This is a genomic window from Nocardia sp. CY41, assembly GCF_009829325.1.
Classification (GTDB): Bacteria; Actinomycetota; Actinomycetes; order Mycobacteriales; family Mycobacteriaceae; genus Nocardia.
This window is the reverse complement of sequence record NZ_VUOS01000003.1, coordinates 68,966-83,611: the sequence shown is the minus strand read 5'-3', so window position 1 is coordinate 83,611 and position 14,646 is coordinate 68,966. Positions and strand designations below refer to the sequence as shown.

The following is a 14,646-nucleotide window of genomic DNA, read 5'->3' as shown; positions in this document are numbered from 1 at the left end:
CATCGCATGCACGCACCCACCGTCGGTTTCATCTACCCCGACCACGCGGCCGAGGACGACTACCCGCTCGCGGCGGCGGCGCTCGGCGCGCACCTCCCCGTAGCCCACATCTACGGCACCGATCTGCACGCCATCCCTGAACTGCTGGAACTGGGCAGTCCGGAGAAATTGCGCCTAGGCGCCGCGCTGCTCGACCGGCACCGCCCGGACGCGATCGTCTGGGCCTGCACGTCCGGCAGTTTCGTCTACGGTCCCGCGGGCGCCCGCGACCAGGCGCGCGCGCTGGCCGAGGTCGCGGGCGTGCCCGCGACCAGCACCAGCATCGCGTTCGCCGACGCCGTGCACGCGCTGGGACTGCGCACCGTCGCCGTCGCCGCCAGCTATCCCGACGAGGTCGCCCGGCTGTTCGTGGAGTTTCTGGCCGACGCGGGCATCGACGTCGTCTCGATGTCCAGCGCCGGGATCGACACCGCGGCCGAAGTCGGCACCCTCACCCCGGCCCAGGTCCTGCGACTGGCAGTGGACAACGACCACCCCGGTGCGGAGGCGCTGCTCATCCCGGACACCGCGATGCACACCCTCGCGGTGCTGCCGGACCTGGAGGCTACGCTGGGCAAACCGGTGCTGACGGCCAATCAGGTCACGATCTGGGCGGGTCTGCGGCTGGCCGGCGCCGAGCCGGTCGTCGCCGGGCTCGGCACCTTGTTCGCGGAAAGGCAGATCGATGTCCGTCGTTGATTTCGAGCCGGTGAACCGGCAGTCGACCGCGGAGATGATCGCCGATCGGCTCCGCGAGGCGATCATGCGCGGCAGTCTCGCGCCCGGGTCGCAGCTCGGGGAAGCCGACCTCGCCGCGCGATTCGCGGTCTCCCGGGGGCCGGTGCGCGAGGCGATGCAGCGCTTGGTGTCCGAGGGCCTGCTGCACAGCATCCGGCACCGCGGCATCTTCGTCATCGAACTGAGTCTCGACGACGTCGTGGACATCTACCGCGCCAGGACCGCGTTGGAAGGCGGCGCGCTGGAACTGATCCTGGACGGTCGCCGCCCGATCGCCTACGAGGCGCTCGGCCCCAGCGTCGAGGAGATGGTCGCGTGCGCCGAACGCGGTGACGCGGTGGGAGTGTCGGAGGCCGACCAGGCTTTCCACGAGGCGCTGGTGGAGAGCGCGGCCAGCCCGCGGCTGGTGCGCGCGGCCCGCACCCTGCTGATCGAGACGCGGATGTGCCTGGGCGCCTTGCAGACCACCTACCCGGACCTGCGGGAGCAGGCCCAGGAGCACGTCGGTCTGCGCGAAGCGATCGCCACCGCCGAGCCCGCCCGCGCCCGCGCGCTGCTCGTCGAGCACATGGACGACGCCGTGCAGCGCCTGCGCCACCAGATCGGCGGCCACGGCTGAGCGCCCCGACTTCGCTCGGTCCGGCGCGGACAGTTCGACGGTTCGAGCCCGGCTGCGCCGTGCGTGCCGTTACCGGGTCAGGAAATCCAGCAGCGCGCGGAATTCCGGCAGCGAGAGAAAGCCGTCGCCATCGGTGTCGGCGGCGGCCAGCAACGCGTCGGCCGGTTCGTCGATCCGGCCGGCGCCGACGTGGCGGATGAGCGATTCCAGCTCCTCGACGGAGATGCGGCCGTCGCCGTTGACGTCGAACACCTTGAACGCGGCGTCGGCGTCGGTCACTTCGATACGCCCGCCCACCAGGGCGGCGTCGAATTCGGCTCGGGAGACCAGGAAGTCGCCATTGGTGTCGGCGGCCGCGACCAGCCGTTCCACCGCCGCCTCGTCGACCTCCAGACCGAGCGCCCGAATGCCCGCGGTGATGTCCTGCACCGACACCAGCCCGTCCCCGTCACGGTCCCACAACCCGAACGTGTCCACCGGCGCGTCACTCATGCTCGCCACTTTCGCTACCACTACCCGACTGCGGCCGCCGCGCGACCATCCCACACTGTACGGATTCCGCTGCCGGGGTGCGATTGTCGAGCAGATCCCGGAAGCTGCCTCGCGCCATTCCGATCGGCTACGGCACGACACTTGCGGCCCATGAGGTTCCACGCCGCGTCCACCCATTCACTCGACCGACAGTCTCCGCATTGGGCTGCGTGAGCGGCTCCGGCGTTGGACAATGGGTCGGTACGCCGGCCTGACCGGATATCGCACAAGTGGATCGGCACATCTCATGGGCGTCGAACGGGAAAAGCGCGTCGGGTCACGGATAGTCCTGGTGTTCGTGGCGATAGCCGCCGTCCTCGCCGTCCTCGCCGTCCTCGCCGGCTGCGGTGACGGTGACGGTGACACGCCACCTGCCGAGGGAAAGCCGGGCATACCCGAGGCCGCGGCGACGGAGGGCGCCTCCGGCAACCCCGGCGGCTCCGACAACGGCGGTCGTGGCGCGAAGGGGATTCCGGTCGACCTCGCCCAATTCAATTTCAGCCAAGGCGATCCGGCCGACGCAGTCGTGACCGACATACGGGCCCAAATGGCCAGAAACTGCGACGAGAAGAAATTGCCTGTCGACTGCGTGACCGTCACGAAGAAGGCGAAGAATTCGGCACCGACGCCGACCTGCTCGCTTACAGAGGACGGGACGCCGGTGGCCAAGGGTTACGAGTCCTTCGTCGGAGTCGACCCGCCATTGCCCTCGGCCGGAATACCCCCCGACGCCACCATCGACTCCGGCGGAGTGATCACCGTCTACACGAAGACCTGCGTGCCGGAGGACACCTCGGGAAGCGGTAGCGGTACCGGACAACCGACCACGACCACCACGACGAAGCCCCCGGTCACCACTGCGCCACCGACGACTTCGACGCGCAATGGCGGCTGACCCGCCACCCCCTGACCGGCCTCGCGAAGGTTCGTCCACCTTCGCCGACCTCTCCCAGATGGCGCAGGTTCTCGGCCAGTTCGTCGCTCCGGCTACGCTGCTGGCGGGTTTGCTGTTCTACTGGGGGTTCTTCCACGCTCGCGGATTCTGCGGATATTTCGGAATCGACTCTCAAGTGCTGGGATTCAGCACGACCGATTACGTCATGCGCAGCGCCGATGGGTTGTTCGTCCCGTTGGCGGTGTGCGCGGTCGTCACACTGGCCTTCACGTGGGGCAGGGTGGCGATCCCGCCCGTGGTCGCGCACGGAGCCCTGCCCAAATGGGTCTTGATCGCCGGGGTGATCGCCGGTGCGCTGCTGTTGCTCAACGGACTGTCGCAACTCTGGTTCGACAACCCGCTGAACTGGACGATCGGAGTGGCGCCGTCCTGCTCGATCATCGGCTTGCTGCTCCTGTGGGGCGTCGTGCGCACCCGCCGCCGCCAACTCGCCGCCGGATCGATGACGGCACCGTCGACGACCACACCGCTGGAATGGGGGCTGGTCTTCCTGCTCGTCGCGGGCAGCTTCTTCTGGGGCGCAACCGACTACTCCCTGGCCGTGGGGGTAGGCCGCGCGCAGCGATTCGAAACGGAGACTCTGCGCACAGCTCCCGGACTGACCATCTACGCCGAGAAAGCTCTGGATCTGCGCGCTCCCGGCGTCACGGCGACGGCCTGCACCACTCCCGATTCCGTCTACCGCTACCGCTACGACGGGTTGGTCCTGGTGATGATGGCCGGGGACAATCTCGTCACGGTCCCGCGGACCTGGTCCCGCACACAAGGCTCCGCGATGGTGCTGTCGCGCAGTGCATCGGGCGCCATGCGACTGGAGTTCACCAGGCCGGCCACCGCGAAACCGCCGGCGATGTGCTGAGCAGCGCACCCGTCGCCCCGCGGGCGCCGTGACGCACAGGACCCCCGCTGAGCGCTCCACGGATCACCCGGGGACACGAATCTCGTTGCCGCCGTGACTGCCACCGCCGCGGCCGGCGAAATCACCGGCAATGACCTCAATCCGCGGCGAGCACGCGAGGCGCCGAGCCGAGCCGCTTCTCGTCGGCGTCGGCGAGCCAGAAGTAGACCGGGGGAAGCACGAGTTCGATGAGGGTCAAAACGATCTGGAACCAGTGTGGCCAGCCGTACACGGCGACCGAGACGAAGCGGGCCACCCCGCCGAGCAGGAAGATCCCGGCCAGCAGGCGCACCGCCGCCGCGGGTATCGGCGACTGCCGCGCGGCCCAGATCCACGCGAGGCCGTACCCGGCGAAGATGGCACCGAAGAACCGGCTCTGGCTGTCGGCGGTCACTCCGGCCGAACCCATGTCGGGCACCGAGTCGACACCGAGTGCTATGTGCAGGATTCCGATCGCCACGCAGGCGACGCCCATCACCATGGACAGCCATTTGAGTGCGCTGGACATACATGCCTCCCGGATGCACGCGAAGTGTTCGGCATGCGGGGCGAACAGCGCCTTCTACCGACCACCGCTTAGTAGACGTTTGTCTACTAAGACCCTACGGCTTGTAGTAGACACGCGTCAACTAAGCTCACGAGGTGACCCGCCGCCGACTGTCCCCCGAGGAGCGCCGCCGCGTGCTCGTCGACGCAGGCGCGAAGCTGTTCGCGGACCGGCCCTACGACGCGGTACTCATGGAGGACGTGGCCGCCGAGGCCGGCGTGTCCCGCGCCTTGCTCTACCGCCACTTCCCTGGCAAGCGCGACTTGTTCGCGGCCGTCTACCAGCTCGCCTCCGAGCAACTGCTGGTCGCGACCACATTCGACGCCGAAGCACCCGTGGCCGACCAGCTCGCCGCCGGCCTGGACACGCACTTCGACTACTTCGAGGCCAACGCCAACAGCGTGCTCGCGGCCAACCGCGTGCTGGCCGCGGACCCCACCATCCAGGCGATCATCGCGGGCGAACTCGGCGAACTGCGCGAGCGCGTGCTCGACGCACTGCGATTGGCGGGACCGCTGCGCGCCACCGTCTCGGCGATCCTGACGAGCTGGCTGACCTTCGTGCGGGTGCTCACCGTCGACTGGCTGGAGCACGGCACACCGACCCGAGCCCAGATGCGGGAGATCTCACTCGGCGCGCTGCTCGGCGCTTTGCGGCCGGTCATCGACATCACCGGCGCGGACAGCTCGGGATAACCTTCGGGCTGATCGGCCGGCGACGCAACGGCACTGACGCCGCGACGGGATTGCTCCCGTTCTCGAACCGATCTTGCCGCGTTGCGTCCGCCGAGACGGGATCGAACCGCCGAGATATCTCAGAGGTTGGACGGGCGCACCACCATGACCGACGCGGCTCGCTTGCCGCTTTCCCGCAGCAGCGCGATCGCACGGCCTTCCGGGTCGATGGCGGCGTACACACCGGCTATCCCGACGGGATCCAGCCAGCGGCCGTTGCGCAGGTCGTCGGCTTGCTTTTCGTCGATGTCCCGGAGCGGGAACGCGGTTCGGACCGCCGCGTCCATGTCGAGATTCAGCGGCGGCACGCCCATCTCCGCGGCGGCGGCCAACTCGTCCAGGGTGCGGGCGTGCTCGAGCGTGAAAGGACCGACCCTGGTACGGCGCAACGCGGTCAAGTGGCCGCCGACGCCGAGCGCGGCGCCCAGGTCCCTGGCCAGTGCCCGCACATAGGTGCCCGAGGAGCACTCGACCACCACGTCCAGATCGACGAAATCGCCGACGTCGCGCCGGGCGAGCACGTCGAACCGCGACACCGTGACCGGCCGTGGGGCCAACTGCACGTCTTCGCCCGCACGGTGGCGGGCGTAGGCGCGCTCGCCGTCGACCTTGATCGCGCTCACGGTGGCAGGCACTTGGTCGATGTCGCCGGTCAATTCCGCGGTCCGCGCGGCGATGTCGTCGTCGGCGAGGTGACCGGACGGGATCGTCGTGAGCACCTCGCCCTCGGCGTCGTCGGTGCTGGTGGCCTGGCCGAGCCGGATGGTCGCGGTGTACGCCTTGGTCGTCAACGTGAGCAGGCCGAGCAGTTTGGTCGCGCGCTCCACGCCGAGCACCAGCACGCCGGTCGCCATCGGGTCGAGGGTGCCCGCATGGCCGATCTTCTTGGTGTGCAGCAGCTTGCGGCATTTCGCGACGACGTCGTGGCTGGTCCAGCCGCCGGCCTTGTCGATGACGAGCAGCCCGCCGAGTCCGTCCATCAGACGTGCGCGATCGCGGTCAGGATGTATCCGTCGGTGATCAGCCAACGGCCCTCGAACGACAGCAGCGGCGTCCCACCGTCCGTGGTCTGCCCGGGCACCAGCAGCTCGGTATGGAAGCTGCCGTGCCCGGAATCGGCGGTGCTGTCCTCGATCTCGAACGTGATATGCGCGTCCTCGAAGCCCAGCCAGCGCACCGTGAGCGGAAACCACGCCTTGTAGGTGGCCTCTTTCGCGCAGAACAGCAACCGGTCGAGATGCAGCGGGGAATCGGTGGTCTTCAGCCACTCCCGCTCCGGCGGCAGGCTGACCGAGTCCAGCACGCCGTCGGGCAGGGTGGCGTGCGGCTCGGCATCGATGCCGATGGAACGGAACCGCAGCTTGTGTCCCAGCGCGGCGGCCTGATAGCCGTCGCAGTGGGTCAGGCTGCCGACGACGCCGCGCGGCCACACCGGAGCGCCGCGCTCACCCTTGCCGATGGCCACCGGCGGCTCGCCGAGCTGGGTCAGCGCCAGCCGGGCGCAATGCCGCGCGCCGATGAAGTCGCGGCGCCGCTTCTCCACCGACTTGGCGATGAGATGTTCCTCGGCGGGATGCGGCCGCAGATCCTCGGGGTACGCCAGCAGCTCGGCCGAGGCCACACCCGCGGGCAGAATGTTCTCGATCATCACCGACGAGCGTAGTCGAGCCGCACCAGGTGGGATCGCAGCGCCATGTGCCGCCCGAGGCCACGGCCGCACCTCCGACGTAGCCATGGACACGTGCGAGGGAGGCTGGTGTCGATCGACTGCACCTCCGTGAGCGGACTATGCCAGCCCGCGCCGCTGCTGCGCTTTACTGCGCATCTCCGCGGCGGCGGCTTCCATCTCCGGCGTCACCTGGAAGTGCCCGCCCCACTTGTTCAGGGTGCCCGGCGGGTACTGCGGGGTCGGCAGAATCTGACGCAGCAGTCGGTCGGGAAGGCCACGGCGCTGCCATTCGCGCGGGTAGCCGAGCGAGACCTCTTCGAACCGGACGCCGTCGTAATGCGAGGTGCGCGGGATGTGCAGGTGACCGTAGACCGAGCAGACCACGTTGTAGCGGGTGTGCCAGTCGGCGGTCAGCTCGGTGCCGCACCACAGCGCGAACTCCGGGTAGAACAACACGTCGGTCGGCTGCCGCACCAGCGGGAAGTGGTTGATCAGCACGAGCGGGGTGCCGGGGGCGAGCGCGTCGAGCTTGCGTTTGGTCACCTGCACCCGCGCGTGGCACCACGCGTCCCTGGTCAGATACGGCTCCGGCGACAGCAGGAACTCGTCGGTGGCCACCACGTTGCGTTCACGCGCGATCGCCAGGCCCTCCGCCTTGGTGGTGGCTCCCTCCGGCAGGAACGAGTAGTCGTACAGCAGGAACATCGGCGCCAGCGTCACCGCTCCGCCGTGCTCCTCCGCACCCGCGCCCTGCCACACCGGAAAGGGGTCCTCCGGTGTCAGCACATCCAGGTCACGGCAGATCGACACAAGGTAGTCGTAGCGCGCCACCCCGGCCATCTGCACCGGGTCCTTCGCCGTCGTCCACAACTCGTGGTTGCCCGGCACCCAGATCACCTTGGCGAACCGGCCGCGCAGCAGCTCCAGCGCCCACCGGATGTCCTCGGTCTTCTCCCCCACGTCGCCGGCCACGATGAGCCAGTCCTCCGGCGAGTCCGCCGTGATCTGCTCGACGACCGGCCGATTCCCCTGGTGCCCGACGTGAATGTCGCTCACCGCCATCAACTTGGGTATCACCACACCTACCTTGGCACATCCGTCCGGATTCGCACGCACCGGCCGAGCCGGGTGTCGGTCACCTCGGCATCTCGACGCCGACCAGGGCCCACCGGCCCGACAGCGCCCGCCACGCGACGGCGATCAGCCGCAACATCATGAACGCGGCGAGGCCGGACCAGATTCCGGCCACTCCCCAGTCGAAGGCCAGCGACAACCAGATGGCGGGCAGGAACCCGAGCAACGCGGCGCCGAGCGTGGTGGTGCGCAGATACGCCGCGTCGCCCGCGCCGAGCAGCACGCCGTCGAGGGCGAAGACGATGCCGGCCACCGGAATGAGCGCGACGAAGAACCACCACACCACGTGCGCGCGCTCGAGCACATCGGGATCGTCGGTGAACAGCGCCGGGATCGCCACCGCCCCCGCCGCGAAGCAGGCGGCGAGCCCGAGGCTGAAGATCTCCGACCAGCGGGTCACGCGCCGCGCGATCCCGCGGGCGCCGGTGCCGTCGCCCGCGCCCAGAGCGGCGCCGGTGAGCGTCTGGGCTGCGATGGCCAGCGCGTCCAAGGCCAGCGCCAGGAAGTTCCACAGTTGCAGCACCAGCTGGTGGGCCGCCACCGACGCGGCGCCGAACCGCGCGGCGACCGCGGCTGCCGAGACGAAACACGCCTGGAAGGCGAAGCTGCGGACGATCAGGTCGCGACCGAGCACGAGCTGCGCCCGCACGACCGACCAGTGCGGTGCCAGGGGAACGCCCTCGCGAATCAGCGCGTTCAGGAACAGGACCGCGGTGACGATCTGACCCGCCACGTTCGCCACCGCCGAACCGGGCAGGCCGAGGTGCGGCGCACCGAGGAGTCCGTGCACCAGCACCGGGCACAGCATGCCCGATACGGTCAGGCCCGCGACCACGTAGACCAGCGGCCTGCGCGTCTCCTGGATGCCGCGCATCCACCCGTTGCCCGCCATGGAGATCAGGATCAGCGGCACGCCGAACAACGCGATCCGCACCCAGCCCAGCGCTTCCGGGGCGATATCGCCGCCGCCGGCGATGGCGCTGGTCACCGGCACCGCGAGCACTTGAACGAGCAGCAGGATCGCGGTGCCGACGGCGATCGCGATCCAGGTGGCCTGCACGCCTTCGGCGACGGCCCCAGGGTGGTCGCCCGCGCCGTGGCGACGCGCGGAGCGCGCGGTGGTGCCATAGGACAGGAAGGTCAGCTGCGAACTCGTCTGCGCCAGAATCAATCCGCCGACGGCGAGCCCGGCCAGCGCGAGCGCGCCGAGCCTGCCGACCACGGCCAGGTCGAACAGCAGGTAGATCGGTTCGGCGACCAGCACGCCGAGGGTCGGCAACGCGAGCCCGAGGATGCGCTTGGGCCCCGCTGCGGCGGCTCGGTCGACGCCGACCGGGCGCCCGACCGGACCGCTGACCTCCTCGCCACTGGGACTCTCGGCCTTCACCGGCACCTCCGCTGCTCGGCCCGAGCAGAGCCCGCCGTCGTCCCGCGTTCGCACGACCCACCGACGAACTGTGCTGCGTACGCCCGAGCCCTACCATCACCGGCCGCGCCGACCTCGCAGCGACATCTCCCGAACAGCGCGCGGAGGCTGAAACATCCGGGCGCGGAGAGCGGACCGCCGGTGCGGGCAGGTCGGCAGGCCCCGACGCTGATCGCCCCACCGGCCCGGCGGTCGAGCGCGACGGCACAGTCATGCCCGAATGCCACCGAAGCCGAGCTGTCCGTGCACCGCTCCGGCCACGGAACGATCCGGCGATGGGAACATGCTGCGGCCATGCCGAATTCGAGACCCACGGTCACCCGAGCGCGGCCAGCAGCGCACCGACCAGATCGTCGGGCGAGCCGTAAGCGGTGTATCCGGCGGCGAAACGGTGGCCGCCGCCGCCCAATCCCGTCGCCACCTCCGCGACGTCGACCCCGTCACCCGCGCACGATCCGCTGTCGCGCGAGCGCAGCGACACCGTCCACCGATCCGGCACGACCCGAGATTGCTTGAATACCGCGGCGATTCCGGCCTCGGCGGTCGTGCGCACGATATCGATCACGCTTTCGATCTCCTCCGACCGCACGTCATCGATGTCGTCGCGACGCACGAACGCGTACACCAACCCCACACCGCCGCGGACCTCGGGAACGAGTTGCGCCGTCCCGAGCACCCGGGACAGCATGGGCAGCCACCCGAACGGGTGGGTGTCCATCAGAGTGCGCGCGATCTCCGCGCCGTCGATCCCGGTGGCCAGCAGCCGCTCCGCCAATTCGTGGGTACCCGGCCGCACCCACCGGAAAGAACCGGTGTCGGTGACCAGACCGGCATACAGGCAGTGCGCCACCTCCGCATCGATCGGCACGCCCCACGCGTCGAGCAACCGCGCGATGACGCTCGTGGTGGATTCCGCGCCGGGGTCGACGAGGTTGATCACTCCGAAACGTGTGTTCGAGCGGTGGTGATCGATCACCATTGTCGTTGCGGCGCCGGGCAATCGGTCGGCCAGCGCGCCGAGCCTGCCCGCGCTGCCGCAGTCGACCGTGACCAGCAGGTCGACCTCGGCACGCACGTCGGCCGGCGCGACCAGATGCCGGACGCCGGGCAGCGACCGCATCGATACGGGCAACTCCGCCGGCTCGGCGAACGACACCTGCACCGGGATCCCGCGCCGATGCAGGACCAACGCCAGCGCGAGACCACTTCCAATGGTGTCCGCATCGGGCTGCACATGGCAGACGATGGTCACCGAGCCCGCGGCGTCCAGCGCCGCGACGGCCGCGTCCAAACCGGCCGTTTCCCGCATCGTCGTCATCGACTACCGCATGTCACTCGTCGGCGTCGCGTTCGACCTTGTAGGGGTCGGCGTCGCCCGCGGGCCTGGCGGTGGCGGCCACCTTGGCGACCGCATCGTCCGCGGCCCGCGCCTTGGCGAGCAGTTCCTCCATCTGCCGTGCCGCGTCGGGCACGGTGTCCAGTACGAATGCCAGCGTGGGGGTGAACTTCACCCCGGTTCCCGCGCCCACCTTGGAACGCAGGACGCCCTTGGCCTTCTCCAGTCCGGCCGCCGCGCCGTCGTAATCCGGTTCGGCGTCGAGCGTTTCGCCCATCACGGTGTAGTACACCGTCGCCTCCCGGAGATCGCCGGTGACCTTGGCGTCGGTAACGGTCACGAAACGCAGCCGCGGGTCCTTCACCTCGTATTCGATCGCGGTCGCGACGATCGAGGAGATCCGCTTGGCGAGTCGGCGTGCCCTGGCTTGGTCCACCATGGCCGTTTCCTCCTCACTATCAACTCTGTTCGGTGGCGGTCGTCGCGTGGCTCGGTGCCGCCACCCGAGCTCCGTCGCTGCGCCGCGGTCAGTCCTCGGGACCGAAGATTCGGCGGCGCACCGCCAGCAACTGTAACTCCGGACGGGCCGCGACGTGCCGTTCACATCTGTCCAGCACCTCGGTCAGGTGGTCCATGCCCGCGCTGACCATGGCCACGCCCAGCAGCGAACGACGGTATAGATCGTGTTCCCCACCTTCGGCGGCACTCACACCGTAACGCTGCAATTCGGCCAGAATCGGCCGGATCACCGAGCGCTTCTGTTTCAGCGAATGCACGTCGCCGAGCAGCAGATCGAACTCCAGTGCACCCAGGTACACCCTTACCCTCCCCAGTTCAGAAAGACCGGCCGGACGCCGCGCTCTTCGCGCGGCGTCCGGTCTCGTCTCGGTCTATCAGTCGCGCGGCTTCTCGCGCAGCTCGTAGGCCTCGATGATGTCGCCTTCCTTGATGTCGGCGTAGGTGACCGTCATACCGCACTCGAAGCCCTCGCGGACCTCGGTGACGTCGTCCTTCTCCCGGCGCAGCGACGAGATCGTCATCGTCTCGGCGATCACCACGTTGTCCCGGAGCAGGCGCGCCTTGGCGTTGCGCTTGACCGATCCCGACGTGACCATGCAACCGGCGATGTTGCCGATCTTCGACGAACGGAAGATCGCCCTGATCTCGGCGCGACCCAGCTCGACCTCTTCGTAGATCGGCTTGAGCATGCCCTTGAGGGCCTTCTCGATCTCGTCGATGGCCTGGTAGATCACCGAGTAGTACCGGATGTCGACGCCCTCGCGGTTGGCCAGCTCGGTGGCCTTGCCCTCGGCGCGGACGTTGAATCCGATGATGATCGCGTTCGACGCCGAAGCCAGGTTGACGTTGGTCTCGGTGACGCCACCGACGCCGCGGTCGATCACCCGCAGCCGCACCTCGTCGCCCACCTGGATGCCGAGCAGCGCCTCTTCGAGGGCCTCGACCGTGCCGGAGTTGTCGCCCTTGAGGATCAGGTTCAGCTCGCTGGTTTCCTTCAGCGCGGCATCCAGATCTTCCAGGCTGATCCGCTTGCGGCTGCGTGCGGCCAGCGCGTTGCGCTTGCGCGCGTTGCGCCGGTCGGCGATCTGCCGCGCGATCCGGTCTTCGTCCACCACGAGCAGGTTGTCACCGGCACCCGGCACCGACGTGAAGCCGATGACCTGGACCGGCCGCGACGGCAATGCCGCCTCGACGTCCTCGCCGTGCTCGTCCACCATCCGGCGCACGCGGCCGTAGGCGTCTCCCGCCACGATCGAGTCGCCGACCCGCAGGGTGCCGCGCTGGATGAGCACGGTGGCCACCGGGCCGCGGCCGCGGTCGAGGTGCGCCTCGATGGCCACACCCTGCGCGTCCATGTCCGGGTTGGCCCGCAGGTCCAACGCCGCGTCCGCGGTCAGCAGGACCGCCTCGAGCAGCGCGTCGATGTTGAGGTTCTGCCTGGCGGAGATGTCGACGAACATGGTCTCGCCGCCGTATTCCTCGGCGACCAGGCCGTACTCGGTGAGCTGCTGACGAACCTTCTGCGGGTTCGCGCCTTCCTTGTCGATCTTGTTGACCGCCACGACGATCGGCACGTCGGCCGCCTGCGCGTGGTTGATCGCCTCCACCGTCTGCGGCATGACGCCGTCGTCGGCGGCGACCACCAGGATCGCGATGTCGGTGGCCTTCGCACCGCGGGCACGCATGGCGGTGAACGCCTCGTGACCGGGGGTGTCGATGAAGGTGATCAGCCGGTCCTCGTCGCCGAGGTGGGTGAGCACCTGGTAGGCGCCGATGTGCTGGGTGATGCCGCCTGCCTCGCCCTCGCGGACGTTGGCCTTGCGGATGGTGTCCAGCAGTCGGGTCTTACCGTGGTCGACGTGGCCCATGACGGTGACCACCGGCGGACGCTGTTCGAGGTCCTCCTCGCCGCCCTCGTCCTCGCCGTAGGTGAGGTCGAACGACTCCAGCAGCTCGCGGTCCTCGTCCTCGGGGCTGACCACGTGGACGACGTAGTTCATCTCGCTGCCGAGCAGCTCGAGGGTCTCGTCGTTCACCGACTGGGTCGCGGTGACCATCTCACCGAGGTTGAACAGAGCCTGCACCAGCGCGGCCGGGTTCGCGTCGATCTTCTCCGCGAAGTCCGACAGCGACGCGCCGCGGGCGAGCCGGATGATCTCGCCGTTGCCACGCGGCAGCCGCACGCCGCCGACGGCGGGCGCCTGCATCGAGTCGTACTCTTGCCGCTTCTGCCGCTTCGACTTGCGACCACGCCGGGGCGCGCCACCGGGACGGCCGAACGCGCCGGCCGCGCCACCGCGGCCACCGGGACCACCCGGACGACCGCCGCCACCGCCGCCGCCACCGGGACGACCGCGGAAGCCACCGGCCGCGCCACCACCGGCACCGGGCGCACCGGCACCCGCACCGGGGGCACCGCCACCACCGCGGTAGCCACCGCCGCCGCCACCACCGGGACGCCCCGCACCGGCGCCACCGGGGCGGCCGGGACGACCGGCGCCGGGGCCTCCGGCGCCACCGGGACGCGCCGCACGCGACGGCATCGCGCCGGGATTAGGACGGGGCGGCATCGAGCCGGGGCTCGGCCGCGGGCCGCCGGGACGCGGACCACCCGGACCGGGCGCCGGACGCGGGCCACCCTGAGCCGGACCCGGACGCGGGCCACCCTGGGCCGGACCGGGACGGGGACCGCCCTGGGCCGGACCGGGACGCGGGCCACCCTGAGCGGGACCCGGACGCGGGCCACCCTGAGCGGGGGCAGGACGCGGCGCGGGACGTTCGGGAGCGGACGAGTAGGGGTTGTTACCGACGCGCGGGGTCTTCGGCCCCGGGCGCGGGCCGGAACCCGCACCACCCGGGCGCTGGCCACCGGGGGCGGGGGCGCCGGGTCGCTGCTGCTGGCCAGGGCGCGGGCCACCCGGCGTCGGCCGCGGACCGGCCGGCGCGGGCGCGGAACTCGCGGTCGCGCCCGAAGCCGCGGCGGCCTGCGGGGTGATCGTTTCCCGGGTGGCGGGCTTGGACGCCGGGGACGGTCCCGGACGCGCGGCGGGGCCCGGCTTCACGGCCGGGGATTCGCCGGTGCGCGCGGCGGGGGCGGCGGTCTCCTGCGCGGTGGGCGCCGGAGTGGGCGCCGACGGACGGGGACCGGGACGCGGGCCACCGCCCGCGGGTTTGGGGGCCGGACGGCCGGACGGTCCGGGGCGTGCACCCGACTTGTTGCCGTTGGACGGGGCGGATTTCGCCGCGAACGACTCACGCAGCCGACGCGCGACGGGAGCTTCCACCGTCGAGGACGCCGACTTCACGAACTCGCCCTGCTCCTTGAGCGTTGCGAGTAGTTCCTTGCTCGTGACACCGAGTTCTTTGGCCAACTCGTGCACGCGGGCCTTGCCTGCCACTGCTCTCCTCACTGAGAGGTCGAGCAGCCCCACCGTTCTGGGGACGGCGGCCCGCACGACCTCGGGTTATCTCCGATGGACGTTCATCGTTGGTACTTCACGG

15 protein-coding genes are annotated in these 14,646 nt (G+C 70.0%); 5 read left to right on the top strand and 10 right to left on the bottom strand.

Annotated features, from left to right (window positions below):
• Positions 1–6: 6 nt before the first annotated feature.
• Together GVY64_RS04575 and GVY64_RS04570 are read left to right on the top strand one after the other, a co-directional pair.
• Positions 7–738: a maleate cis-trans isomerase family protein gene (locus GVY64_RS04575; protein WP_159839075.1), complete on the top strand. Its 732-nt coding sequence runs from the start codon at positions 7–9 to the stop codon at positions 736–738.
• Entirely contained in the window at positions 725–1,396 is a 672-nt protein-coding gene (locus GVY64_RS04570; protein WP_159839073.1) for a GntR family transcriptional regulator, read from the top strand. Before GVY64_RS04575 ends, GVY64_RS04570 begins: the two co-directional genes overlap by 14 nt.
• Before the next feature lie 69 nt (positions 1,397–1,465).
• On the opposite strand, the gene GVY64_RS04565 is transcribed toward GVY64_RS04570, so the two are convergent.
• Positions 1,466–1,888, bottom strand: coding sequence for an EF-hand domain-containing protein (locus GVY64_RS04565; RefSeq protein ID WP_159839071.1), 423 nt, complete (start codon positions 1,886–1,888; stop codon positions 1,466–1,468).
• A 331-nt stretch (positions 1,889–2,219) separates the two neighbouring features.
• Between GVY64_RS04565 and GVY64_RS04560 the strand changes: the two genes are divergently transcribed.
• Both GVY64_RS04560 and GVY64_RS04555 read left to right on the top strand, forming a co-directional pair.
• On the top strand, positions 2,220–2,822 hold the full coding sequence (locus GVY64_RS04560) for a hypothetical protein (protein ID WP_159839069.1): 603 nt from the start codon (positions 2,220–2,222) through the stop codon (positions 2,820–2,822).
• A 58-nt stretch (positions 2,823–2,880) separates the two neighbouring features.
• Positions 2,881–3,741 carry a hypothetical protein gene (locus GVY64_RS04555; RefSeq protein WP_159839067.1) on the top strand — a complete coding sequence of 287 codons (861 nt, stop codon included), beginning with the start codon at positions 2,881–2,883 and terminating at the stop codon, positions 3,739–3,741.
• Between the two features lie 136 nt (positions 3,742–3,877).
• On the opposite strand, the gene GVY64_RS04550 is transcribed toward GVY64_RS04555, so the two are convergent.
• The gene (locus tag GVY64_RS04550) at positions 3,878–4,288 is read right to left on the bottom strand and encodes a DUF4345 domain-containing protein (protein ID WP_159839065.1); all 411 of its coding nucleotides are present in this window, start codon (positions 4,286–4,288) and stop codon (positions 3,878–3,880) included.
• A gap of 134 nt (positions 4,289–4,422) precedes the next feature.
• Here GVY64_RS04550 and GVY64_RS04545 point away from each other — a divergent pair, with 134 nt between their 5' ends.
• On the top strand, positions 4,423–5,022 hold the full coding sequence (locus GVY64_RS04545; RefSeq protein ID WP_159839063.1) for a TetR/AcrR family transcriptional regulator: 600 nt from the start codon (positions 4,423–4,425) through the stop codon (positions 5,020–5,022).
• A gap of 119 nt (positions 5,023–5,141) precedes the next feature.
• On the opposite strand, the gene truB is transcribed toward GVY64_RS04545, so the two are convergent.
• The 8 genes from truB to infB form a co-directional block, all read right to left on the bottom strand.
• Entirely contained in the window at positions 5,142–6,041 is a 900-nt protein-coding gene (gene truB, locus GVY64_RS04540) for a tRNA pseudouridine(55) synthase TruB (protein ID WP_159839061.1), read from the bottom strand.
• Positions 6,041–6,709: a 4'-phosphopantetheinyl transferase Npt gene (gene npt / locus GVY64_RS04535; protein WP_159839059.1), complete on the bottom strand. Its 669-nt coding sequence runs from the start codon at positions 6,707–6,709 to the stop codon at positions 6,041–6,043. The genes truB and npt overlap by 1 nt, the downstream gene beginning before the upstream one ends.
• 138 nt (positions 6,710–6,847) lie before the next feature.
• On the bottom strand, positions 6,848–7,807 hold the full coding sequence (locus GVY64_RS04530) for a metallophosphoesterase family protein (RefSeq protein ID WP_159839057.1): 960 nt from the start codon (positions 7,805–7,807) through the stop codon (positions 6,848–6,850).
• Between the two features lie 58 nt (positions 7,808–7,865).
• Positions 7,866–9,158: an MATE family efflux transporter gene (locus tag GVY64_RS04525; RefSeq protein WP_236566624.1), complete on the bottom strand. Its 1,293-nt coding sequence runs from the start codon at positions 9,156–9,158 to the stop codon at positions 7,866–7,868.
• 448 nt (positions 9,159–9,606) lie between these two features.
• On the bottom strand, positions 9,607–10,608 hold the full coding sequence (locus tag GVY64_RS04520; RefSeq protein ID WP_159839054.1) for a DHH family phosphoesterase: 1,002 nt from the start codon (positions 10,606–10,608) through the stop codon (positions 9,607–9,609).
• A 13-nt stretch (positions 10,609–10,621) separates the two neighbouring features.
• A complete protein-coding gene (gene rbfA, locus GVY64_RS04515; RefSeq protein WP_159839052.1) occupies positions 10,622–11,065 on the bottom strand; it encodes a 30S ribosome-binding factor RbfA in 444 nt (147 codons plus the stop codon).
• An 88-nt stretch (positions 11,066–11,153) separates the two neighbouring features.
• Positions 11,154–11,444 carry a DUF503 domain-containing protein gene (locus tag GVY64_RS04510; RefSeq protein ID WP_159839050.1) on the bottom strand — a complete coding sequence of 97 codons (291 nt, stop codon included), beginning with the start codon at positions 11,442–11,444 and terminating at the stop codon, positions 11,154–11,156.
• Positions 11,445–11,519: 75 nt separating this feature from the next.
• Entirely contained in the window at positions 11,520–14,543 is a 3,024-nt protein-coding gene (infB, locus tag GVY64_RS04505; protein ID WP_159839048.1) for a translation initiation factor IF-2, read from the bottom strand.
• Positions 14,544–14,646: the final 103 nt, after the last annotated feature.